22 protein-coding genes are annotated in these 23,369 nt (G+C 70.3%); 1 reads left to right on the forward strand and 21 read right to left on the reverse strand.

Annotation, left to right across the window (positions count from 1 at the left end; translation table 11 throughout):
- Positions 1 to 91: 91 nt before the first annotated feature.
- The 21 genes from R4I43_RS18390 to dacB all read right to left on the reverse strand — a co-directional run bounded on the left by R4I43_RS18390 (position 92) and on the right by dacB (position 22,598).
- Positions 92 to 931, reverse strand: coding sequence for an ABC transporter ATP-binding protein (locus tag R4I43_RS18390; protein ID WP_324266867.1), 840 nt, complete (start codon positions 929 to 931; stop codon positions 92 to 94).
- Positions 928 to 2,022: a FecCD family ABC transporter permease gene (locus R4I43_RS18395; RefSeq protein ID WP_324266868.1), complete on the reverse strand. Its 1,095-nt coding sequence runs from the start codon at positions 2,020 to 2,022 to the stop codon at positions 928 to 930. Before R4I43_RS18395 ends, R4I43_RS18390 begins: the two co-directional genes overlap by 4 nt.
- Entirely contained in the window at positions 2,019 to 3,092 is a 1,074-nt protein-coding gene (locus tag R4I43_RS18400) for a FecCD family ABC transporter permease (protein WP_324266869.1), read from the reverse strand. The genes R4I43_RS18395 and R4I43_RS18400 overlap by 4 nt, the downstream gene beginning before the upstream one ends.
- 290 nt (positions 3,093 to 3,382) lie before the next feature.
- Positions 3,383 to 3,742, reverse strand: coding sequence for a histone-like nucleoid-structuring protein Lsr2 (locus tag R4I43_RS18405; protein WP_324266870.1), 360 nt, complete (start codon positions 3,740 to 3,742; stop codon positions 3,383 to 3,385).
- Positions 3,743 to 3,969: 227 nt separating this feature from the next.
- Positions 3,970 to 5,424, reverse strand: a complete 1,455-nt coding sequence (gene lysS, locus R4I43_RS18410; protein WP_324266935.1) for a lysine--tRNA ligase — start codon at positions 5,422 to 5,424, stop codon at positions 3,970 to 3,972.
- A 133-nt stretch (positions 5,425 to 5,557) separates the two neighbouring features.
- Complete coding sequence (locus R4I43_RS18415) at positions 5,558 to 6,355, reverse strand: type III pantothenate kinase (protein ID WP_324266871.1); 798 nt, start codon at positions 6,353 to 6,355, stop codon at positions 5,558 to 5,560.
- A 232-nt stretch (positions 6,356 to 6,587) separates the two neighbouring features.
- Positions 6,588 to 7,052 carry an aspartate 1-decarboxylase gene (panD, locus tag R4I43_RS18420; protein ID WP_324266872.1) on the reverse strand — a complete coding sequence of 155 codons (465 nt, stop codon included), beginning with the start codon at positions 7,050 to 7,052 and terminating at the stop codon, positions 6,588 to 6,590.
- Positions 7,053 to 7,076: 24 nt separating this feature from the next.
- Complete coding sequence (panC, locus tag R4I43_RS18425; protein ID WP_324266873.1) at positions 7,077 to 7,949, reverse strand: pantoate--beta-alanine ligase; 873 nt, start codon at positions 7,947 to 7,949, stop codon at positions 7,077 to 7,079.
- A gap of 34 nt (positions 7,950 to 7,983) precedes the next feature.
- Entirely contained in the window at positions 7,984 to 8,877 is an 894-nt protein-coding gene (locus R4I43_RS18430) for a Rossmann-like and DUF2520 domain-containing protein (protein WP_324266874.1), read from the reverse strand.
- A 163-nt stretch (positions 8,878 to 9,040) separates the two neighbouring features.
- Positions 9,041 to 10,273 carry a PrsW family intramembrane metalloprotease gene (locus tag R4I43_RS18435; RefSeq protein WP_324266875.1) on the reverse strand — a complete coding sequence of 411 codons (1,233 nt, stop codon included), beginning with the start codon at positions 10,271 to 10,273 and terminating at the stop codon, positions 9,041 to 9,043.
- Positions 10,274 to 10,331: 58 nt separating this feature from the next.
- Positions 10,332 to 11,159, reverse strand: coding sequence for a DUF6779 domain-containing protein (locus R4I43_RS18440; RefSeq protein WP_324266876.1), 828 nt, complete (start codon positions 11,157 to 11,159; stop codon positions 10,332 to 10,334).
- Between the two features lie 118 nt (positions 11,160 to 11,277).
- A complete protein-coding gene (locus R4I43_RS18445; protein ID WP_324266877.1) occupies positions 11,278 to 11,739 on the reverse strand; it encodes a DUF3180 domain-containing protein in 462 nt (153 codons plus the stop codon).
- A gap of 183 nt (positions 11,740 to 11,922) precedes the next feature.
- Positions 11,923 to 12,417 carry a 2-amino-4-hydroxy-6-hydroxymethyldihydropteridine diphosphokinase gene (gene folK / locus R4I43_RS18450; RefSeq protein ID WP_324266878.1) on the reverse strand — a complete coding sequence of 165 codons (495 nt, stop codon included), beginning with the start codon at positions 12,415 to 12,417 and terminating at the stop codon, positions 11,923 to 11,925.
- Positions 12,414 to 12,803: a dihydroneopterin aldolase gene (folB, locus tag R4I43_RS18455; protein WP_324266879.1), complete on the reverse strand. Its 390-nt coding sequence runs from the start codon at positions 12,801 to 12,803 to the stop codon at positions 12,414 to 12,416. Before folB ends, folK begins: the two co-directional genes overlap by 4 nt.
- Positions 12,796 to 13,644, reverse strand: coding sequence for a dihydropteroate synthase (gene folP / locus R4I43_RS18460; RefSeq protein ID WP_324266880.1), 849 nt, complete (start codon positions 13,642 to 13,644; stop codon positions 12,796 to 12,798). Before folP ends, folB begins: the two co-directional genes overlap by 8 nt.
- The gene (folE, locus tag R4I43_RS18465) at positions 13,644 to 14,216 is read right to left on the reverse strand and encodes a GTP cyclohydrolase I FolE (protein WP_324266936.1); all 573 of its coding nucleotides are present in this window, start codon (positions 14,214 to 14,216) and stop codon (positions 13,644 to 13,646) included. Before folE ends, folP begins: the two co-directional genes overlap by 1 nt.
- A gap of 118 nt (positions 14,217 to 14,334) precedes the next feature.
- Entirely contained in the window at positions 14,335 to 16,614 is a 2,280-nt protein-coding gene (gene ftsH, locus R4I43_RS18470) for an ATP-dependent zinc metalloprotease FtsH (protein WP_324266881.1), read from the reverse strand.
- A 200-nt stretch (positions 16,615 to 16,814) separates the two neighbouring features.
- Positions 16,815 to 17,366 (reverse strand): hypoxanthine phosphoribosyltransferase, encoded by a 552-nt coding sequence (hpt, locus tag R4I43_RS18475; RefSeq protein ID WP_324266882.1) that lies wholly within the window; start codon positions 17,364 to 17,366, stop codon positions 16,815 to 16,817.
- 76 nt (positions 17,367 to 17,442) lie between these two features.
- Positions 17,443 to 18,429, reverse strand: a complete 987-nt coding sequence (gene tilS / locus R4I43_RS18480; RefSeq protein WP_324266883.1) for a tRNA lysidine(34) synthetase TilS — start codon at positions 18,427 to 18,429, stop codon at positions 17,443 to 17,445.
- A gap of 45 nt (positions 18,430 to 18,474) precedes the next feature.
- Entirely contained in the window at positions 18,475 to 19,566 is a 1,092-nt protein-coding gene (locus tag R4I43_RS18485; protein WP_324266884.1) for a zinc-dependent metalloprotease, read from the reverse strand.
- 62 nt (positions 19,567 to 19,628) lie between these two features.
- Positions 19,629 to 22,598: a D-alanyl-D-alanine carboxypeptidase/D-alanyl-D-alanine endopeptidase gene (gene dacB / locus R4I43_RS18490; RefSeq protein WP_324266885.1), complete on the reverse strand. Its 2,970-nt coding sequence runs from the start codon at positions 22,596 to 22,598 to the stop codon at positions 19,629 to 19,631.
- Between the two features lie 146 nt (positions 22,599 to 22,744).
- On the opposite strand from dacB, the gene R4I43_RS18495 reads away from it, so the two are divergent.
- Positions 22,745 to 23,233, forward strand: coding sequence for an inorganic diphosphatase (locus R4I43_RS18495; protein WP_324266886.1), 489 nt, complete (start codon positions 22,745 to 22,747; stop codon positions 23,231 to 23,233).
- The last annotated feature ends 136 nt before the right edge of the window (positions 23,234 to 23,369 follow it).

The raw sequence follows: 23,369 nt of genomic DNA on the forward strand, positions 1-23,369 counted from the left end.
ACGGCGCGTTGGCCTGCAGGATTCCTGATCTCGGGGCCGTTCCGCTGAGCGCGAACAGCTCCCGCCGAGCCGTGACGCACCGTGTTCACGCCTAGGCTCCGGCTCGCCGTCCCCCGATCGGGACCACCATCGGGGTACCCGCCACCGGATCGGGAATCACGCGGGCGCGGAGGTCGAACACGTCGGCCAGGAGCTCCTCGGTGAGGACCTCGTCCGGTTTGCCCGACGCGACGATGCTGCCGCCCTTCATCGCCACCAAGCGGTCGGCGTAGCGGGCGGCCAGGTTGAGGTCGTGCAGCACCATCACCACGGTCCGCCCGCTCTCATCGTGCAGCCTGCCGACCAGCTCCAGCACGTCCACCTGGTGCGAGAGGTCGAGGTAGGTGGTCGGCTCGTCCAGCAGCAGCAGGTCGGTGCCCTGCGCCAGCGCCATCGACAGCCAGGCGCGCTGCCGCTGACCACCGGAGAGCTCGTCGAGGGTGCGTTCCGCCAGGTCACCGATGCCCGTCATGGCCAGCGCCTCGGCCACCGCCGACTCGTCGTCGCTGGACCACTGCCGGTACCAGGACTGGTGCGGGTGCCTGCCGCGCGCGACCAGGTCGGCCACGGTCAGCCCCTCCGGCGCCGCGGGCGACTGCGGCAGCACGCCGAGGATCCGGGCGACCTCCTTGGTCGACATCTTGTGGATCTTCTTGCCGTCCAGCAGCACCTCGCCGCGCGCCGGTTGCAGCAGGCGTCCGAGGGCGCGCAGCAGCGTCGACTTGCCGCAGCCGTTGGGACCGATCACCGCCGTGATCGTGCCGCCGACGACCTCGAAGTCCAGCCCGTCGGCGACGACCCGCTCGCCGTAGGCCAGCTTCAGGTCCCGCGCGCGGAGCCGGTCGGTGCCGGCCGGAGCCTGCTCGGTGTGGGCAGAGGCGGACGCGGTCATGCTCGGACCTCCCGGTACCGACGGATGAGCAGGTAGATCAGGTACGGGGCGCCCAGGATCGCGGTCACGATGCCGACCGGCAGTTCCAGGGAGCCGAACGCGGTCCGGGCGATCACGTCCGAACCGACCACCAGCGCCGCGCCGAGCACGGCCGAGGTCAGCAGCGGCGGGCGCGAGGTGCGCGCGACCCGCAGCGCGATCTGCGGGGTGGCCAGCGCGACGAACTGGATCGGGCCCGCGGCCGCGGTGGCGATCGAGGCCAGCACCACCGAGGCGAACAGCAGGAAGCCACGCGCCAGGTCCATCCGCACGCCGAGCCCGCAGACCGTGTCGTCGTCGAACTGCAGCGCCCCCAGCACGTGCGCGCCGACGAGCGTGAGCGGGACCAGCACCGCCAGCGCGACGCCGGTCGGCACCACGTGCTCCCAGCCGCGCGCGTTGAGGCTGCCGGTCAGCCACACCATCGCCCGACCGGCGTCGTTGACGTCGCCGACGGTCAGCAGCCAGTAGACGGCGTTGCCGGCCAGCGCGCTGACACCCACGCCGACCAGCACCAACCGGTAGGAGTCCACGCCGCGCCGGTAGGCCAGCAGGTAGACCGCCACGCCGGTGATCAGGCCACCGACCAGCGCCACCGCAGGCAGCCCGTAGTCCGACAGCGCACCGGCCAGGCTGCCCGCGGTCCCGGCGAACACGATCACCGCGACCGCCGCGCACCCGGCGCCCCAGGTGATGCCCAGCATGTCCGGGCTGGCCAGCGGGTTGCGGGCCAGCGCCTGCATGATCGCACCGGCCAGGCCGAGCGCGGCGCCCACGAACAGGGCGGTCAGCCCGCGCGGCATCCGCAGTTCCCAGATGATGATCGACTGCGCCCGGTCGCCGCCGCCGAAGAGCGTGCTGAGCACCTCCGGCGGGCTGATCTGGTACTCGCCGATCCCGACGTCGAGGACGAACACCGCCAGCAGCACCAGCAGGCCGCCGACCAGCGCCAGCAGCGGCCGCAGCCGCAGCACGCCGGAGAACGGGCCGACGCGCAGCGGTCGGCGCCCGGTGACCTCCTCGACCGGGCGCTCCTGAACGGTCGCCGTCATAGCCGCACCAACTTCCGGCGTCGCACGAGCGCGATGAAGAACGGGGCGCCGACCATCGCCAGCATCACGCCCACCTGGACCTCCGCGGGCCGGGCGACGACGCGCCCGAGCACGTCGGTCAGCAGCACCAGCGAGGCGCCGAGCAGCGCCGCGAAGGGCAGCAGCCAGCGGTAGTCGGCGCCGGTGAAGTAGCGGGCGACGTGCGGCACGACCAGGCCGACGAAGCCGATCGGGCCGCAGATCGCCACGGCGGCACCGACCAGCACGCTCACCGCCGCGATCCCGGCGCGGCGCGCCCACACCACCCGGTGGCCCAGCGAGCTGGCCACGTCGTCGCCCAGCGACAGCGCGTTGAGGCTGGTCGCGTTGGCCAGGCCCAGCACCAGGCCGACGATCAGGAAGGGAGCGACCTGCGGCAGCACCGAGGCGTCGGTGATGGCGATCGAGCCGACCTTCCAGAACCGGTAGGTGTCCATCGTCTGCTGGTCGGTGAGCACCAGCGCGGAGGTGATCGCGTGCAGCAGCGAGCTGATCGCCATGCCGGCCAGCGCCAGCGTCACCGGGGTGGCGCCGCCGCGGCCCATCGAACCGATCGCGAACACCGCCAGCGCGCCGATCAGCGAACCGGCGAAGCCGAACCAGATGAAGCCGAACAGCGTGGTGATGCCGAAGGTGTAGACGGCGAGCACGACGCCGAGGCCCGCGCCCTGCGTGATGCCGAGGATGCCGGGGTCGGCGAGCGGGTTGCGGGTGTGGCCCTGCATCAGCGCACCGGCCAGGCCCAGCGCGGTGCCGGCCAGCACGCCGGCGAGGGTCCGCGGGATCCGCAGCTCCTGGATGATCAGGTCGTTCTCGGTGCCGCTGGGCGCGACCAGGCCGCTCCAGACATCGCCGAGCGGAATCGTCTTGGCGCCGACCGCGACGCTGAGCACGGCGCTGGCGATCAGCACGAGCAGCAGGATCCCGAGGCCGGTCAGACGGCGGGATCGTCTGCGCTTCAGGCGCTCACCAGGCGCGGCGGACGCGGTTTCCGACGTGGGCGGCCCCACCGGAGCCTCCGTTCGAGCCACGTCCCACTCCCCTTCGGTGTTCACCGGACGTGCCTAGGTTAGGACAACCTAAGCCGCACCGACAGGGCGGGTTCGAATGTTCGCCGTCACAGCCGATAGCGGCGGCAGTTGTTCCGCTCCCGGCCGGAAAAGTTGAAGAGCCGTTGCGGACGTGCCACCCGAGCCGTCATGCCAGCGATTTTCGGGAAGAGTTGATCAAACGCGTTAAACCAGGGAAATGAGTTATCCGAACGCAACAAGAGGCGTTTACCGGGCCCCGACGACCCGGCAAACGCCTCTTGAACGCGACTTCAGTTCGCCTGGTGGTACTGCTCGACGATGTCGGCCGGGATGCGGCCGCGGTCGGACACCTTCAGGCCGCGCTTGCGAGCCCATTCCCGAATGGCCTGGTTCTGCTCGCGGTCGGCGCTGGTGGAACCGCCGCCGCTGGAGGAACGCGATGCGGCCCCCGGACGCGGCCCCGGCTTCTTCCGGCCACCGGCGCGACGCGCGTTGGAGACGTAGTTGGCGAGCGCCTCCCGCAGGTCTCCGGCATTGTCGGCGGAAAGGTCGATCTGGTAGGAGACGCCGTCCAATCCGAACTCGACGGTTTCGTCGGCCTGCCCACCGTCCAGATCGTCGACAAGGGTGACAGTGACCTTCTGCGCCATCTTCTAAGTCCTCCCCGAGCAAAAACTGTGCATTAGCGGGACAGCAACCATCTGCTGGGAGCGGAAACCCCCTCGCCAGAACGCCAGCCGCACTTGGGCAAGTACGTCAGCCCTTGGACAAGCACGTCAAAAGCCGTCTCCGACACATTCTGAGGTCAGGTTAGCGCAGCAACTCCGATAATGCACTCATCCTGTCCACAAAATTCTGTTGAGCCGCCCTGATCGGGTCATTCCGGGCGGACCAACGGGAACAGGATCGTCTCCCGGATACCGAGACCGGTCAACGCCATCAACAACCGGTCGATACCCATTCCAACGCCGCCGCTGGGAGGCATTCCGTACTCCAGAGCGCGCAGAAAGTCCTCGTCGACCGGCATGGCCTCGTCATCTCCGGCCGCCGCGAGCTTGGCCTGCTCCTCCAGCCGCTGCCGTTCCACGACCGGGTCCACGAGTTCCGAGTAACCGGTCGCGAGCTCGAAGCCGCGAACGTAGAGATCCCACTTTTCCGCAACACCCGCCTTCTCGCGGTGCTGCCGAGTCAGCGGGGAGGTCTCCACCGGGAAGTCGCGGACGAACGTGGGGGCCGTCAAATGGTCACCGACGGTGTGCTCCCACAGCTCTTCCACGAGCTTGCCGTGGCCCATCTTCGGATCGACCTGCAATCCGAGCGCGTCCGCGTGCTTGCGCAGCGCCTCAGCCGGAGTTTCCGGGGTGATCTCGGATTCCAGCGCTTCGGACAACGACTCGTACATCGTCAGCGTCGCCCACTCGCCGGAGAGGTCGTACTCGGTTCCGTCGAACCACGTCACGACCTGCGAACCGGTGACCCGCTCGGCCGCTTCCTGGATGAGCGACCTGGTCAGATCGGCCATGTCGTTGTAGTCGGCATAGGCCTGGTAGAACTCGAGCATCGCGAACTCGGGCGAGTGGGAAGAATCACTGCCTTCGTTGCGGAAGTTTCGGTTGATCTCGAAAACCTTCTCGATCCCGCCGACAACGCAACGCTTCAGATACAACTCCGGCGCGATGCGCAGGAACAAGTCGATGTCGAAGGCGTTGGAATGCGTCGTGAACGGACGAGCGGCGGCACCGCCCTGCAACGTCTGCAGCATCGGGGTTTCCACCTCGACGTATCCGCGCTGTTCGAAGGAATCGCGCAGCGAGCGCTGCACCGCGGCGCGCGTGCGGACCGTGTCGGCGGCCTGCTTGCGCACGATCAGGTCGACGTAGCGCTGCCGGACGCGCATTTCCTCGCCGAGTTCCTTGTGCATGACCGGAAGGGGACGCAGCGACTTCGCCGCCATCCGCCATTCATCGGCCATCACCGAAAGCTCACCGCGCCGGGAGGTGATGACCTCGCCGTGCACGAAAACGTGGTCGCCGAGATCGACTTCGCCCTTCCAGGACGTCAGCGATTCCTCGCCGACCTGCTTGAGGCTGAGCATCGCCTGCAGCTCGGTCCCGTCGCCCGCGCGCAGCGTGGCGAAGCAGAGCTTGCCGGTGTTGCGCAGGAACATGACGCGGCCGGCCACGCCGACCTGCTCACCGGTCGCGGTGTCGGGCTCCAGGCCCTCGTGGGCGGAGCGGATCTCGGCGAGCCCGTGCGTGATGGGCAGCGTCACCGGGTAGGGGTCGACTCCGGCGTCGAGCAGGCGCTCCCGCTTCTCCCGCCGGATCCGCATCTGTTCCGGCAGGTCTTCGACGCCGTCAGCGCTGGTTGCCGGGGGATTGGAACGGTCCTGGTCAGTCACGCAAAACAGGGTACGTAGTGACTAGGAATGTCTTTCCAGCGGCCTGCTTGCCTGACGGTTGGGATCAGCGGAAGTTTCGGTCGTAGACCAGGCGCAGGCCCAGGAGGGTGAGGTCCGGGACGTGGTGGGTGATCGTCGTGGACTCGGAGAAGACCAAGGGGGCCAGGCCTCCGGTGGCCAGGACGGTGGTGGGTCCGCCGTGGGTGGCTTCGAGTTCGTCGACGATTCGGCGGACGAGTCCGTCGACCTGACCGGCGAATCCGAAAAGAATTCCGGATTGCAGGCATTCGACGGTGTTTTTTCCAATCACCGAACGCGGGCGGACCAACTCCACCTTGCGCAACTGCGCGGCGCGCGAGGCCAACGCGTCCAGCGAGATCTCCACACCAGGGGCGAAGGCACCGCCGAGGAATTCGCCCTTGGCGGAGATGACGTCGATGTTGGTCGAGGTGCCGAAGTCGACGACCACGCAGTTGGTGGCGTGCAGGTGGTGCGCGGCCAGCGTGTTGATCACGCGGTCGGCGCCGACCTCCTTCGGGTTGTCCACCAGCAGCGGCACCCCGGTTCGCACGCCGGGCTCCACGACCACCCGGGGCACGTCGGCCCAGTAGCGCCCCAGCATCACCCGAAGCTCGCGCAGCAGCGCCGGGACCGTGGACAGCGCCGCGATGCCGGTGATCTTCTCGGCGTACTCGCCGAGCAGGCCCCGCATGGTCAGCGCCATCTCGTCGGCTGTCATCCGCGGCTCGGTGCGCATCCGCCAGTCCCGGACCAACGTCGCGGCGAGATCCGGCGGATCATCGACGTCGTCGTACAGCCCGAGGACGATGTTGGTGTTTCCGACGTCAATGGCCAGCAGCACGAACTATCCCTTCACACGAAAGCACGCATCAGGCAAGCGCCGAAGGTGCTTTCTCCTTGCCCCACCTGAGCAATTGGCACCGCCGCGGGTTCTCAGACGTCTCCTGGTGAGGACAGCCGCAGCGCCGCGTATTGGTCGTCGCGGATCCCGGAGCCAGAAGACGTCTGCGCTCTCCCCCGGGGTTTCCGCTACCCGCACCGCTGAGCAAGCCGACCACAGACTCTTGATCCGATCAGTTCTCTGGTTGCTGGAGCAGTGCGTCCAGCTTGGCCGCGTCGTCGGTTTCGGCATCCGCCTGGGAGGTGAGCAGGCCCGAACCCTCCGGGGCGTGACCGGGGTTGTCGCCCAGCTCGACCGGCTTGTTGTCGGCGTCGACGAAGATCACCTTGGGCTTGAACGAGCGGGCCTCCAGCTCGTCCATCACGCCGTAGGCGATGAGGATGACGATGTCGCCGGGCTCGATCAGGTGCGCGGCGGCGCCGTTGATCCCGATGACGCCGGAACCGCGCTCACCGGTGATCACGTAGGTCTCCAGGCGGGCGCCGTTGGTGACGTCGACGATCGCCACCTGCTCGCCCTCGAGCAGGTCGGCGGCCTCCATCAGGTCCTTGTCGACGGTCACCGAGCCGACGTAGTGCAGGTCGGCCTGGGTGACGGTGGCCCGGTGGATCTTGGACTTCAACATCGTGCGGAACATCGCTGACCTCCTAGGGGCCGGATTTCACTCGCCGAGCAGGACCATCGCGTTGTCGATCAGCCTGGTGGAACCGACCTTCGCGGCCACCAGCAGTCGCGCCTCCCCGGACGCCGGGGCCGGGCCCAGCTCCGGATCGCGCAGTTCCAGGTAGTCCGGCTGCACCAGGGGTTCGGTGGCCAGCACCTCGCGGGCGGCCTTGAGCACCGCTTCCGGGCCGCCCACGGCGGCGTGCGCACCGGCGGTCAGCGACGCCGACAGCGCCAGGGCCGCGCGGCGCTGGTCGGAGTCGAGGTAGACGTTGCGGCTGGACAGGGCCAGCCCGTCGGACTCGCGGACGGTGGGGATGCCCTGGATCTGGGAGTCCAGGTTGAACTGCCGCGCCATCTTCCGGATCAGCACCAGCTGCTGGTAGTCCTTCTCGCCGAAGAACGCCAGGTCCGGGCGGACGATGTTGAGCAGCTTGAGCACCACGGTGAGCATCCCGTCGAAGTGCCCCTTGCGGGTGGCGCCCTCCAGCTCCTCGCCCAGCGGGCCGGCGTGCACCGACAGCTCGCGGCCGCCGCCGTACATCCCGTCCACCGTTGGCGCGAAGACCAGGCCCACACCGGCCTCGCGGCAGGCCTCGACGTCGGCGTCGAAGGTGCGCGGGTAGCGGTCGAAGTCCTCGTTCGGGCCGAACTGCAGCGGGTTGACGAAGATCGACACCACCACGACGGCGTTGATGTCCTGCTTCGCCCGCTTGATCAGCTCCAGGTGACCGCGGTGCAGCGCGCCCATCGTGGGCACCAGGTGCACCTTGCGACCGGTCGCCCGCAGCGCGCGGGTGACGCGCGCGAGCTCGGCCGGGTCGGGGTGCACGGTCAGCTCGCCGCGCTGGTAGCCGGGGTTGTTGGTCATCGTCGACTCCATGTCATCGCCGCGGGGACCGCGGTCAGGCCTGTTCCTCGTCGAGGGCCTCGCGCACGCGCGCGGCGACGTCACCGCGCAGCAGGCCGCTCTGCTCGGCCCGGAACGCCGTGCGGCGGGCCAGTTCGCGGTACCCGGGTACGACGTCCGGGTCGGCGTCCGACAACGCGCGCAGGTGCCCGCGCACCGTCCCGGAGTCACCGCGCACCACCGGGCCGGTGTAGGCGCGGTCGCCCAGGCGCAGCGCGTTGTCCAGCGACGCCGACAGCAGCGGCGCCATCACCCGGCCCGGCACTTCCACCCCGGCGTCGCGCAGCAGCTGCTGGCACTCGTTGACCAGCGTGATCAGGTGGTTCGCGCCGTGGGTGAGGGCCGCGTGGTAGAGCGGGCGGGCCTCCTCCGGGATGCGCACCGGCTCCATGCCCAGCTCGATCGCGATGCTCTCGGCGACGCTCCAGCCGGTGAGCTCGTTCGCGGTGATCACCATGCAGGCGTCGGAGAGCCGGTCGACGTCCTCGGGACGGCCGGTGAAGGTCATCGCCGGGTGCATCGCCATCGGCAGCGCGCCGATCGCGGCGGCCGGCTCCAGCGCGGTCACGCCCTGCGAACCCGAGGTGTGCATGACCAGCTGCGACCCGTGCAGCGCATCGGCGGAGACCAGACCCTGCACCATGCCGGGGAGGGCGTCGTCCGGGATGGCCAGGACCAGCAGTTCGGCGTTCTTGGCGACCGAGTCCGGCGGCTCGACCGGCACGCCCGGCAGCAGTTCCTCCGCCCGGCGGAGCGACGCGTCCGAGACGCCCGAGACCGCGACGACCTCGTGCCCGATCCGCTGCAATGCAGCGCCCAGCACGGCACCCACCCGACCTGCGGAGATGATTCCCACGCGCAGTCGAGGGCCCGTGGGTTCAGCAGACATCGCCACGTGTTCCCTCCAAAACCGTTCCAGTCCCGCTACCGGGTACCAGACAGCGCCGCGAGAGTAGCCCCAACACCCGGCACCGGGGCTACTCCGCGACCGTTAAAGGTGGCGAGAACCACCCTTTCCATACGTCACTCAGCTCGTGGCTCGACGCCGGAGCTCAGGCCCGCGGCTTCGGGACGCGGCGGGTGAGCTCGTCGATGTTGATCTTCGCGGTCTGGATGGCCTCCTGGCGGCCCGCAGCCGAACGGCGGGCCTGCTTGAGGTCGGCGATCAGCTTCTCCCGGCGGGCCCGGCGGGCGGCGCTGGTGGTCCGGCCCGCCTCCGAGCGGTGCTGCAGGAACGCCAGCTCGGTGACCGCGATCTGGTAATCGCGCACCGACTTCGCGGCCTGGACGCCCGCGCGCTTCTTGACCTTGCGCAGCCAGCCCTGCCTGCCGGTCAGGCTCGCCAGCAGCTCCATCTCGCTGCGCGCGATCAACCCGGCCCGCTCCAGCTTCGGCAGCTGCTCGTTGACGATGCGCTGCTCCCGCTTGCGCTGCCAGATGATCAGCGCGAAGGTGCCGAGGAACACCGGGACCATGATCAAGAAGTAGACGTTGATGAACCCGGTGCCGCCGAGGAACGTCGCCGAGTTCCACACCGCGTGCAGCAGCACCGCCACCAGGTAGCCGCCGACCAGCCAGCCGAGCTGCTGGAGCCGGCTGCGCGCGCCCCACGCGAAACCGACGGCGATGCCGAACATCGCGGTGAACAGCGGGTGCGAGAACGGCGCCAGCACACCGCGCAGCACGAACAGCGCCACGACCGCTCCCCCGGTCACGCCGCCGTCGGCGAAGGCCTTGCCGAAGTACAGGATGTTCTCGGTGAACGCGAAACCGGCGGCGGTCAGCGACGCGTAGACGATGCCGTCGACCAGACCGTTGAACTCGGCGCGGCGGCGCATCCACAGGCCGACCACGAACACGGCCTTGGCGGCCTCCTCCACCACCGGACCCATCACAGCGGTCAGGAAGAAGCGGTGATCGCCCTGGCCCACCAGCAGGTTCGTCACCGACTGGGAGGTGTTGTTGAGCAGCAACGAGCAGGCCGTGGCCCCACCCGCGCCCCACAGGAACGCGCCGATCATCAGCATCGGCGGCTCGGGCTCCCAGCGGTCGATCCACACCGTGGCGGTCACGACCATCCCCACCGGCAGCAGCGCGGCGGCCGCGCCGAACACGGCGGGCACCGCACCGACCCGTGACGTCGTGATCCCCAGCATGACCAGCCCGATCATCCCGAGCAGGATCAGACCGGCGATGGGCCAGCCGACGGCGTGGTGCTTGCGGCTCTGCAACCGGCGAGCGCGGGAGACGTCAGCGACCGGACCCGCGTGATCAGTACTCGACACGCCCCAGACCCTAGAGAACCCGATTCACGGCTGACCGAATGGTCGCCTTCTCACGATCTCAGGAACGGCGACGGCGGCGGCGCTGCAGGTCGGGAGTCCCGCCGTACGCGGCGATGAGGTCGTTGACCGAGGTGCCCGCGGTGTGCGCGCCCGCCGGATCCGGCTCGCTCGGCTTCTCGTAGGCCGTGCGGTCCGGGCGGCGCGGCGCCGACCGATCCGGAACCGGTTGGGCCACCTGGGTTTTCGGCGCTGGCTTCGGGGCGTCGTGCAGCGGGACCTCGCCGGAGAGCTTGGCCATCACGTCGGTCTTCGCGGCGGCGGGCACCGGCGCCTGCTTCTTCGGCTCAATCGGCTGCTGGATCGTCTTGGGGCGCTGCGGCGGGCGCTGGATCAGCTTCGTCTCGCCCTGCGAGCGCTCCGGCAGCGAGCGGACCCGGGTGGACTCGGCGCGCAGCGCGACCCGCTCGAAGAGCACGTCACCGCCGATCACCTGCTCCAGAGTCGTGCGCAGCTTAGTCAGCTCGGCCTGCAGAGCGCGGATCTGCGCGTCGGACTCCTCCGAAGCTCGGCGTCGCGCCTCCGCCTGGGCCTCCAGCTCGTACTCGCGGCGCGCGGCGATCTCGCGCTCCAGCTCCAGCTCGTAGATCCGCTGGCGGTCGGCGGCGGCCTGCTCGCTCTCCGCAACCCGGTGGCGCAACCGCGCGACCGCGAACGCGCCCAGCAGCGCGCCCCACAACGCGGCGATCAGGCCGAGGCGGAGCAGCCGCGCGTCGTTGCTGAGCACCAGCACCGACGTCGCGGCCGCGGCGAGCACGAGCGCGCCGCCCCACAGGACGTTGGATCGCCCGTTGTCGGGGTCGGTTTCGGTGGTGCCGCGCTCGGACATGGAACCCACGGTACAAGGCGGTTATCAGTTCGAGACCTGAAGGTGCAGCAAACCGTTCGCGCATTGCGCAGGGCAGCTGAACGGTCACTGCTCCGAACGGCCCATCGGGTGGGCGGTTTCACTCGTCCTCGTCGGGCTCGTCCGGCTCATCCGGATTGCGGAGGCAGTGCTCCAGCCACAGACCGGCGCCGATCAGGGCCGCGGCGCTGATCAACCCGACGACGGCGGCGGTGGTGTCCGATCGCGCGGCGTCCACCGTGCTCATCATCGGCAGCAGGTAACCGAGCAGCCCAATCCAGCCGCCGGCCATGATCGCCCCGGCCAGCGACGACGCCTTCGCCAGCGCCACGGCCCGCGCCGCGGTCAGCGCCTCGACGGGCTCCACCCCGGGTTTGCGCTGCACCCGGGGCCGCAGCACGGCCGCCAGCACCACGTCGACGGCGGCGATCAGCAGCAACGTCGCGCCCGCCAGCGTGGGCAGCGGCGGCAGTTCCCCGTACATCAGGCGGGAAACCAGGAACACCACCGCAGCCGTCACCAACCCCGCAACCACCAGCTGTCCGGGTTTGGTGAACGTCATCTGCTCAATACGTCGCGGCGCCACACCCCCAGCATCCCACCTCCCCCAACCCACCGACCGGGTCCCCAGGCGACGGATTGCGCCGGTATTCAGGTGACGGATTACTCCGGTATTCGGTCACCTGAATACCGGAGTAATCCGGGTCCTGGCCGCGTCGGTGACCAGGAGGAGGGGTTCCGGTCCCTAGTGGAGGGTGAGGTCGTCCCGGCGGTGCACGTCGTCGATGTCCGATGACGGGAGGGTGGCCAGGAGGTCGGCGACGGGGCCGTGGCCGGGGAGGTGGGCATCGGGTTCCACGTCCAGCCAGGGGATGAGGACCGTGGCCCGGCTCGGGGTGCCCGGGTGCGGGAGGAGGAGGTCCGGGTGGGTGCTGCGGACCTCGTCGACCGAGACGACGTCGACGTCGAGGGTCCTCGGACCCCAGCGCTGCTCGCGGACGCGTTCGGCCTGCTGCTCCAGCGATTGGGCGCGGCGGAGCCAGCCCCACTCGTCGAGGTCCGGGGACTCCACGACGAGGATCGCGTTGAGGAAGTCCGGCTGATCGGTGACGCCCCACGGCGCCGTCTCGTACACCGGGGAAGCCGCGACGAGGACGTCGGAGAGGCCCTCGACCGCCAGCCGCAGGTAGCTCAGCCGGTCACCGAGGTTCGAGCCGAGGGACAGGACCGCTCGGCTCACGCCGGCACCACGTTCCCGCGACCGCCCCGGCGGGAGCGGCGGATGGTGACCGCGACGTCGGCGAAGCTCAGCGGGATCGGCGCGTGCGGTTTGTGCAGGGTGACCTCGGTGGCGTAGACGCGCTCGTCGGTCATCACCTGGTCGGCGATCTCGGCGGCGACGGTCTCGATGAGGTCGCGGGAGGGGCCGCCGACGATCCCGGCCGCCATCTCGGCCAGCTCGCCGTAGTGCAGCGTCTTGGTCAGGTCGTCGGTCGCGCCCGCGTCGGCCAGGTCGAGCCAGACGGTGATGTCGACCAGGAAGTTCTGCCCGTCCTGCTTCTCGTGGTCGAAGACGCCGTGGTTGCCGCGCAGCTCCAGGCCCGTCAGCGTGATCCGATCAGCCAAAGATCTCTCCTCCGCTGCGCCAAGCGGCCGTCACCGCGACCGCGTCCAGCGAACACCGCACGTCGTGCACCCGCACTCCCCACGCACCCCGGTCGGCCGACAGCGCGGAGACCACCGCGGTGGCCGTCTCGCGGCCGTCCGGCGGACGCGGCGTTCCGTCGTCGTCGGCCAGCAGCGCGCCCAGGAACCTCTTGCGCGAAGCCCCCACCAGCACCGGGAATCCCAGGTCGACGAGGCTGTCGAGGTTCTGCAGCAGCTGCCAGTCGTGCCTGCCGGTCTTGGCGAAGCCCAGACCCGGGTCCAGCACGATCGCCTCCTCCGCGACGCCCGCGCGCACCGCCGCGTCGACCTGCCGCAGCAGCTCCTCGCGGACGTCGGCGACCACGTCGCCGTACTCGGCCAGCGCGTTCATGTTCTTGCTGTGGCCCCGCCAGTGCATCAGCACCCACGGCAGCCCGGTGTCGGCGGCGACGCGCGCCATCTCCGGATCCGCGAGCCCGCCCGACACGTCGTTGATCATCGAGGCGCCCGCGCCCGCCGTCGCCGCGGCGACCTCGGCGCGCGTGGTGTCCACGCTCACCGGCACGCCCGACGCGACCAGCTCCTGCACCACCGGCAGCACCCGGTCGACCTCGGTGGCGGCGTCCACCCGCTCCGAACCGGGCCGGGTCGACTCGCCGCCGACGTCAATGATGTCGGCGCCCAGCCGGTGCATCTCCACGCCGTGCGCCACCGCCGCCTCGCGGTCCAGGTAGCGCCCGCCGTCGGAGAACGAGTCCGGCGTGACGTTGAGGATGCCCATCACCGCGCAGCGCGCCGGGTTGGGCAGCTTCGCGTGCATCAACGCCCCCTGATCAGCGACAACGCTTCGGAGCGCGAGGAGGACGAGCTGCGGAAGATGCCGCGCACGGCCGAAGTCGTGGTCGTCGAGCCCGCCTTGCGCACCCCGCGCATCCCCATGCACAGGTGCTCGGCGTCGATCACCACGATCACGCCGCGCGGCTCCAGCCTGCGCACCAGGGCGTCGGCGACCTGCGAGGTCAGCCGCTCCTGCACCTGCGGGCGCTTGGCGTAGAGGTCGACCAGGCGGGCCAGCTTGGACAGCCCGGTCACCCTGCCGTGCTCGTTGGGGATGTAGCCGATGTGCGCGTTGCCGTGGAAGGGCAGAAGATGATGTTCACATTGTGAGTACACAGGAATGTCCCGGACCAGGACGAGTTCCTCGTGGGCCTCGTCGAAGGTCTTGTCCAAGACCTCGTCGGGATCGGTGTAGAGCCCCGCGAACAGCTCGCGGTAGGCGCGCGCGACGCGCTGCGGCGTCTCCTTCAGGCCGTCGCGCTCGGGGTCCTCACCGGCTGCGATGAGCAGTTCCCGGATCGCGGCCTCCGCGCGGGCCTGGTCGAACTGGGGCATGTGAAAAGAGCCGTCGGGGCGGGAGTCCCCCGCCCCGATCGGCTCGTCGACCGCACTGGTCACTGTTGCTTTCCTCCACTGGCTCGGCAGCGCCCGGCGGGCGCTGCGCCCGCCAGTATCAGCGGCCGTTGTTGCCGCTGCCGTTCTCCCTGGCAGAGTCCTGGCCCTCAGACCGCTCGGACTGCGAGTCTCCCTGCTCGGAGGGCTGCTGACCGCGTTCCCAGGAAGGGGTCCAGTTGTAGTTGGAACCGGACGGGTTGGTCGCCGGGGTCCACCCGGGCGGAGCACCGTAGTTCGGCGGGACCGCCGAGGGGACCTGCTGGCCGGACTGCGGCTGCTGGATCTGCACCGTGCCCTGGCTGGCCCCGGCTCCGGCCGGTTCCTGCTCCTGGGCCGGGGTGCCGTTCTGCTGCGCACCGGTGGCCTGGGCGGAAGGCGCCGGGGTCGGCTCCTCCACGACCGGGGGCCACGGCTCGCCGCGCTCCTTGGCCAGCTCACCCGGGGTCTTGACCGGCGGCTTCTCCGACGGGGTGCGCCCGCCGAAGTCGTTGAACGCGGTGATCCGCGGCCGCTTCTCGACCCGCGAGAAGACCCGCTCCAGGTCCTTTCGGTTGAGCGTCTCCTTCTCGATGAGCTCCAGCACGAGGTCATCGAGCACGTCGCGGTAGGTGTTGAGCACCTCCCACGCCTCGGTGTGCGCGGCCTCGATGAGCCTGCGCACCTCCTCGTCGATCTCGTGCGCGACCTCCAGCGAGTAGTTCGGCTGCTGACCGGCGGTGCGGCCCAGGAACGGGTCGCCCTCCTCCTTGCCGTACTTGACCGCGCCCAGCCGGGCGGTCATGCCGTACTCGGTGACCATCGCGCGGGCGATCTTGGTCGCCTGCTCGATGTCGCTGGAGGCGCCGGTGGTCGGCTCGTGGAAGACGAGCTCCTCGGCGGAGCGGCCACCGAGCGCGAACACCAGGCGACCGATCATCTCCGAGCGGGTCATCATGTCCTTGTCGTCCTCGGGGACGACGAGCGCGTGACCACCGGTGCGGCCGCGCGGCAGGATCGTGAGCTTGTAGACCGGCTCCAGGTCGGGCATCGCCCACGCGGCCAGGGCGTGCCCGCCCTCGTGGTAGGCGGTGATCTTCTTGTCCCGCTCCGAGATGATCTTGCTCTTCCGGCGCGGGCCGCCGACGACCCGGTCCACCGCCTCTTCCATCGCGGCGGCGTTGATCAGCTGGCCGTTCTCGCGAGCGGTGAGCAGCGCGGCCTCGTTGACCACGTTCTCCAGGTCGGCACCGGAGAAGCCGACCGTGCGCTTGGCCAGGCCCTCCATGTCGACGTCCTGCGCGAGCGGCTTGCCCTTCGAGTGCACGCCCAGGATCGCCTTGCGGCCCCGCAGGTCCGGCGCCGAGACCGGGATCTGCCGGTCGAAGCGGCCGGGACGCAGCAGCGCCGGGTCCAGGATGTCCGGGCGGTTGGTGGCGGCGATCAGGATGATGCCGCCGCGCGAGTCGAAGCCGTCCATCTCCACGAGCAGCTGGTTCAGCGTCTGCTCGCGCTCGTCGTGACCACCGCCGAGGCCGGCGCCGCGCTGGCGGCCGACCGCGTCGATCTCGTCGACGAAGATGATGCAGGGCGCGTTCTGCTTGGCCTGCTCGAACAGGTCGCGGACGCGGGAGGCACCGACACCGACGAACATCTCGACGAAGTCGGAACCGGAGATCGAGTAGAACGGCACGCCGGCCTCGCCGGCGACCGCGCGGGCCAGCAGCGTCTTACCGGTGCCGGGCGGGCCGTAGAGCAGCACGCCCTTGGGGATCTTCGCGCCCAGGGCCTGGTAGCGGCCCGGGTTCTGAAGGAAGTCCTTGATCTCGTGCAGTTCCTCGACGGCCTCATCGGCGCCGGCGACGTCGCCGAACAGCGTCTTGGGCATGTCCTTCGTGAGCTGCTTGGCCTTGGACTTGCCGAAGTTCAGGACGCGGTTCCCGCCGCCCTGGACGTTGTTCATCATCCACATCAGCAGCAGCACGAGCAGGCCGATGGGCACGAGGTAGAACAGCATCTGCACCCAGAAGTTGTCCTGGGTGACCTTGGTGTTCCAGGTGGGCACGTGGGCGTTGCGAATCTCGCCGACGACCTGCTCGGTCGAGCCGGCGGGGTAGTTCGCGATCAGCTGGTTGCTGCCCTGGAAGTTCTGGCCGTCGTTGAGGGTCAGCCGGACCCGCTGCTCCTTGTCCTCGATGGTCGCTTCCTTGACCTTGCCCTGGGCGAGCTGTTCCAGGGCCTGCGAGGTGGAGACTTCGCGGTAGGCGCGAGTCTCATCGAAGAGCAAGCTGAACGCGTAGATCAACAGGAACGCTGTCAGGATCCACAGCAGCGGGTTGCGGAGCAGGCGCTTTCGGTCCATTCACTTGCGGCCGACGGGCGGCCTCGACCCTCCCTGACTGTTACTTCGGGTGACGGCTCCTGATAGGGACACCCACCGCCAACCCCTTCAGACCAGCGTACCGGCCGATGCGCGGGCACGACCATGCCGCGCCCAGCACAGGGCGCCCAGCCTACTAGGATCGCCCCGCCGCACGTGGGCGGGACGATCCATTCCCCGCATCACACGCCCGAGGTGTAGACCTTCGGGTCGAGCGTGCCGATATAAGGCAGATCACGATAGCGCTCTGCGTAGTCGAGGCCATAGCCCACGACGAACTCGTTCGGGATGTCGAAGCCGACGTAGCGCACCGGGACGTCCACCTGCACGGCATCCGGCTTGCGCAGCAGCGTGCAGACCTCCAGCGACGCGGGGTTGCGCGCCTTGAGGTTCTTGAGCAGCCAGGACAGCGTCAGGCCGGAATCGATGATGTCCTCGACGATCACCACGTGCTTGCCCGCGATGTCGCGGTCGAGGTCCTTGAGGATGCGCACCACACCGGACGACGACGTCGACGAGCCGTACGAGCTGACCGCCATGAACTCCAGCTGCGCGGGCTGCGGCAGCGCCCGGGCGAAGTCGGTCATGAACATCACCGCGCCCTTGAGCACGCCGACCAGCAGCAGATCGCCGCCCTGCTGGTAGTCGTCGTCGACCTGCTTGGCCAGCTCCGCGACCTTGTCCTTGATCTGCTGCTCGGTGATGAGCACAGAAGCGATATCGCCGTCGTACACGGCTCGGCTTCCCCTCTTGTCGGATCAACAATTCCCCAAGCCGGAGACCCGCCCCGACGCTGATGCCGGTGCACCGTCAGCCATTCGGCGGCTTGCGGTCCGCCGTCTCCACCCGCAGCCTGCCATGCGCTCGGCGCAGCACAAAGTCGCCGGGCAGCGCCGGACCGCCCTGCCCCCGCCAGTCGGCGATGAGCGCGTCGGCCGAGCGCAAGTGCGCATCGGTCATTTCGGGCACCCCCTCGGAGGTGAGCCACTCCCGCAGCACGCGGCGCCGCACGGCCGCCGGGAATCGCCGCAGCTCAGCGCAATCGAGGCCATGATCGGCGCGGACGCGGGCGAGCTCGACCCCGGCGACGGCCTCCAGCGCGTCGGAATCCTCCCGCAGCTGGCGGGCGGTGCGGGCCAGCGCCTCCGCGACTCCGCCCTGCAGCACGTCCTCCAGCAGCGGAACCACCTCTGTGCGCAACCGCACACGGGTGAAGCGGGGGTCGGCGTTGTGCGGGTCGTGCCAGGGTTCGAGGCCCTGGGCCCGGCAGGCGGCCTCGGTCGTGGTGCGGCGGACCGCCAGGAACGGGCGGGCCCACGGGACGTCGAGCGGGCGCATCCCGGCGATCGACCGCGCCCCGGAACCGCGGCCGAGCCCGAGGAGCACGGTTTCCGCCTGGTCGTCGAGGGTGTGGCCGAGCAGCACCAGCGATCCGCTCGGGCGCTCGGCCCGCAGCGCCGCGTAGCGCGCCTTGCGCGCCGCCGCCTCCAGGCCGCCCATCCCGTCGACGTCGACCTCCACGACCTGCGCGGACATCCCGATCCCGGACAGCTGCTCGACGGCCCGGCGGGCGATCGCGTCGGAACCGACCTGCAGGCCGTGGTCGACCACGATCGCCTGCGCGCTCGTCCCGGACTGCCGGGACACGTGCGCGACCGCAGCCGCGAGCGCGAGCGAATCCGCTCCCCCGGAGCAGGCCACGACCAGCGGCGATCCCGCGAACGGCGCCGCTTCGGGCGAGGACAGCAGCCGCCGCACGGCGGTCCGGGTCTCGCTCACAGCGGGATCAGGCGGCATCCCCCGATTCTCCCCACCCGGCCGGAGCGCGCTCGTCCAGGCCGGTCAGCCGTGAACCCGGCGGATCCAGGCGGCCGGATCGGTGATCTCGGCCCGGGTCGGGAGGTTGTCCGGGTGCGCCCACACGGCGTTGAAGCCCGACATGCCGATCCGGTCGACGACGTGGTCGGTGAAGGCTGCGCCCTGGGCGTACTGGCGGATCTTGGCGTCCACGCCCAGCAGGCTGCGCAGGATGCGGTCCAGCAGGCCACCGCCGTTGCGGCGCTCGGTGAAGCGCCGGCGGATGGTGCCCACGCTGGGCACGACCTGCGGACCGACGGCGTCCATCACGTGATCTGCGTGGCCCTCCAGCAGCGTGGAGATCGCGATGATCCGGTCCAGCGCGGCTCGCTGCTCCGGCGACTGCAAGAGCTCCAGGACGCCGAGCACGCCCGGGCTGGAATCGGCGCGGCGGGCCGTGCGGGCCTCGCGGACCACGTTCGGCAGCCGGCTCAGCAGCTCAGCGGTACCGCCCTCCATCTGCGAGAGCAGCTCGCCGAGACCGGCGGCGAAGTGCTCGCGCAGCCACGGCACGGAGTTGAACTGCAGCCGGTGCGTCGACTCGTGCAGGCACACCCACATCAGGAAGTCGTCGGCCGGCACGCCCAGCGACTGCTGCGCGGCCACGACGTTCGGCGCCACCAGCAACAACCGCCCGCGCTGGCCCTCCACGCCGGACTCGCCGTAGGGATCGAACTGGCCGAGCACCTTGCCGCCCAGGTAGGCCAGCACCACCCCGGCCTGCACCCCGGCGCTGCGGGCGCTGATCTGGCCCAGCAGGTCCCCACCGGGCAGCGCGGACGAATCCACGGTGGACAGCGCGGCGGTGGTCAGCTCGGACAGGCCGAAGGCCGCCCCGCGCACCCAGTTGGGCCGGTCCACCACGTCGCCTTCGACGATCGGCAGGTCCAGCCCCAGGCCGGTCTGCTCGCGGACGTGCGATTCGGCTTCGACGCTGAACCGCCGCAGCGAGCGCACGGCCCGCTCGGCCTCGGCGCGCGGCACTTCCGGGCCCGGCTTCATCAACCGGACCGCGGTGCCCACGGCGACGTTCCAGTCCAGCGCCCTGGGCGCCTCGACGGCGGGAGTGGCGTTCACGTCACCGACCGTACCCGTCGAAGCACTCCGGAGGAATCGAGCTTGTGCGCTTTGACCAGGACTTAACGGCAGCCGCAGCTGCGGAGGGCGTCGGCGAGGGAGTCCAGGGCGGGGCGAGCGGTCGACGAGCTCGTGCCGTTGGACATCATCGCGAAGACCAGCAGCCTGCCGTCCTGGGTGACCACGGTTCCGGCCAGGCTGTTGGCGCCGTCGAGCGTGCCGGTCTTGGCGCGCACCCAGCCCTGGCCCGGGCTGCCCTGGTACCGGTCGGTGAGGCTGCCGCTGCCACCCGCGATGGGCAGGCCCGGCAGGAGGTCCCGCAGCTTCGCCGAGACCTCCGGCAGCGCCCCGCCCGGGCCGGCCGGAGCGGTCGCCTTGTGCAGCAGCTGCCCGAGCAGCTGCGGCGTGATCCGGTCGTCCAGCGACAGGCCGCTGCCGTCGGCCATCGTGGTGCCGGTGACGTCGAGGCCGTTGCGCTGCAGCACCTCGCGGACCGCCTGGGTGCCGCCGGAGAACGACGGCTCCTTGCCGGTGGCGATGGCGACCTCGCGGGTCAGCGCCTCGGCCAGCACGTTGTCGGAGTGCTGCAGCACGTTCTCGACCAGCTCGGACACCGGCGCCGACTGCACCTGGCCGAGCACCTGCGCGTTCGCCGGGGCGTTGCCCGGCGCGGCGGTCGCGGCGCCCAGCCGCTCGGCCAGCTCCTGACCGGCCTGCAGCGCGGGCGTGGAGGTGCGCGGGCTGTAGTCCTTCGTCGGGTCGGCGCGGCCGCCGTCGAGCATCACCGGTTCCATCGGGGCGTAGAAGCCGGCGGCCACGTCCTGCGGCAGCCAGCCCGACGCCGCCGTCGGACCCCGGTAGCGGCTCGTGTCGACCAGCACGGTGCTCACGTTTCCACCGGAAGCGGCCTTGACCTGCGCAACCAGGTCATCGAGCTTCGCCGCGCCCTGGTACACCGACTCCTGGTCCCCGGACAGCGAGGACAGCGTCGGGTCGCCGCCGCCGACGAGCACCACCGTGCCCGGCTGGCTGCCGAGCACGACCTTGGTGGTCAGCCGCGCGTCGTGGTCGAGGGTGAGCAGCGCGGCGCTCATCGCCAGCAGCTTCCCCGTCGACGCCGGCATCAGCGCCTGGCCGGGGTTCTGCTGCCACAGCACGCTGCCGCTGCGGGCGTCCATCACGACCCCGCCGAGCGTGCCCAGCGCCGGGTTGGCGGCGGGCGCGGCCAGCGCGGCGCTGATCCCGGACTGCGCGGGCGTCGGGGCGTTCTGACCCAGCGGCTTGATCTTCGGGTCGAGGTGGACGGGCGCGGGCGGGTCGGCGACCTGCGTCTTGCTCAGCGCCTCGACCAGCGACGGGCCGAACGCGACCGCCGCACCCAGCAGCACCACCAGGCCGACGGCGATGCTGATCAGCGGACCGCGACCCTTGCGGCCGGTGGTGGTCCCGGCCTGCTGCGAGGGGAAGCGCCGCGGCTCCGCCCGCGGAGCGACCGGGTCGGTGGTGTCCTCGGGCCGGTGCGCTGCGGTGAGGCCGGCGAAGTGCTCCGGGCTCGCGTAGGGCTGCTGCGCCTGCGGCGGCTGCTGCCCCTGCGGGCTCGGAGCAGGCGGTGTCAGCCCCACCGTCTGGTCGGCCTGCGGCACGGCCAGACCGGCGAAGTCGGCGGCCGACGCGGTGCGCGGCTCGTCGAAGTCGATCCGGTCGATCCACTGCGTCTGCTCCGCCGGAGACTCCGCCGGAGCTGATTTCCGCAGGTCCGCGAGGTCGATGCGGGTCGTCTGCTCGGCAGCGGACTCCGGGGGCTCCGCCTTGGTCCCGGGCTTGGCCAGGGCCTCGTCCAGCGCCGCGCGCGAGATCTGCTGGGTCTTCTCAGCAGGCCCCTCCTCCGGCTCCGCGGCCTTCTCGGGCTCGTCGACGACGACCGGAGCGAGCATCTGCGTCTGCTCGGCAGGCCACTCCGGCTCCACCTCCGTGCCCGCAGCTGGCGTCTCGTCCTCGTCGACGTCGGTGGAGGTTCCGGTTGAAGCCTCTGCCCCACCCGAGGACTCGCCCTCGCCGGGTCCTTCCTCGTCGTCAGCAGGCTCCGCCGAGTCGGCGGGAGCCTCCGTTGAAACCTCCGACTCGGACTGGTCCTCCTGGGCCTGCTGCTCGTCCTCGGGCTTGCCGTCCTGGGACTCCGCCGCGGGCTCCTCTTCCCCGGGCTCAGCGTCTTCCGGGGCAGCGGCCTGCGGGGCGGACTCGTCCTCGACCTGCTCGGGGACCTCGGCTTCGACGGGCTCTTCCTCAGCGGACTCGACTTCAGCGGCCCCGGCTTCGGCAGGCCCTTCCTCGACGGATTCCGCTTCGGCCTCGGCATCGGCGTCCGCGTCCGGGGTGTCGGTCGGCTCGTCGCCCGAGAGGTGCTCGTCGCCATGGTCCTGGGCGCCGGGCTCCTCGGGGGCCGATGCCGAGTCGTCGGCGGGCGGGGTCTCCGCTTCCCCGGTCTCCTGCTCCGCGGATTCCTGATCACAGCCTTGCTGATCAGCGGTTTCCGTCTCGGACTCCGCTGATTCGGCTTCCGGCTCCCCCGGGGCCGCAGCCTCGACGGGCTCGTCCGCCTCCTCCGACCCGGCCTCTGAAGGGCTTTCGGGTTTGGTGAGCTCCTGCGTCTTGGCGACGGCACCGGCGACGGCGCCCTTCGCGAGCTTCACCGTGCTGGACGCGCCATCGCCGCCGGTCTCGTCGAACAAGCTTCCGGCCACGCGGACCGTGGCGGTCGGCGCGTCGGCGGGTGTGGTCTTGGTCCCAGAATCCGGGCCGCTCGAATCGGTCTCCCCCGATTCAGGTGCGGCTTCCTCGGTTCCGGCGGCATCGCTGCCTGCGGTGTTCACCGGGCGCTCCGCCGGGTCGCTTGCGGGCGGGGTGTTCTCCGACGTCTCAGCAGCTCGTTCCGGGGACGGCGCAGCGGTGCGCGGCCGGTTGTCCTGGTCCGGCGAGGCCGCTTGGACGTCGGTTTCGGACACCTCACCCCGGGTGTTCTGGGGTTCGGGCACGTGCTCCTCCTCGACTGGAGGTCAGACTGCCAGATTGCGAGCTCTCGCACTGCGGTGGGGCCTGGACGCCGAGCGTGGTCCACACTAGACGTGGTCGCGCGCGCGAGCGTGCTTCTGCATCCGACGCAAGACGAGTGAGGAACCGCGTGGACTTCGACGTCACGATCGAGATCCCCAAGGGGAACCGGAACAAGTACGAGGTGGACCACGAGACGGGTCGTATCCGTCTCGACCGGACGTTGTTCACCGCCACGCAGTACCCGGCTGACTACGGGTTCGTCGACGACACCCTGGGTGAGGACGGCGACCCGTTGGACGCGCTGGTGCTGGTTCAGGAGCCGACCTTCCCGGGCTGCCTGATCAAGTCGCGCGCCATCGGCATGTTCCGCATGCGCGACGAGAAGGGCGGCGATGACAAGCTCATCTGCGTTCCTTCGGACGACCCGCGCCAGGAGCACCTGCGGGACATCCACCACCTCTCCGAGTTCTACAGGCTGGAGATCCAGCACTTCTTCGAGGTGTACAAGGACCTGGAGCCGGGCAAGAGCGTGGAGGGCGCCACGTGGGTCGGCCGTTCCGAGGCCGAGGCCGAGATCAAGAAGTCGTACGAGCGCGCCAAGGAAGCGGGCCACTGAGGCCGCTCCTGAGCAGAACCGGAAGACCCTCCTCGCGGACGCGTGGAGGGTCTTTTCGTGCCGGATGAGTTCTCCACAGTTGTGGACAACTTTCCCCAGCCCTGTGGACAGCTGGGGACAAACTTGTGGACGAACC

Source organism: Saccharopolyspora mangrovi (genome assembly GCF_035320975.1).
In the GTDB taxonomy this organism is placed as follows: Bacteria; Actinomycetota; Actinomycetes; order Mycobacteriales; family Pseudonocardiaceae; genus Saccharopolyspora; species Saccharopolyspora mangrovi.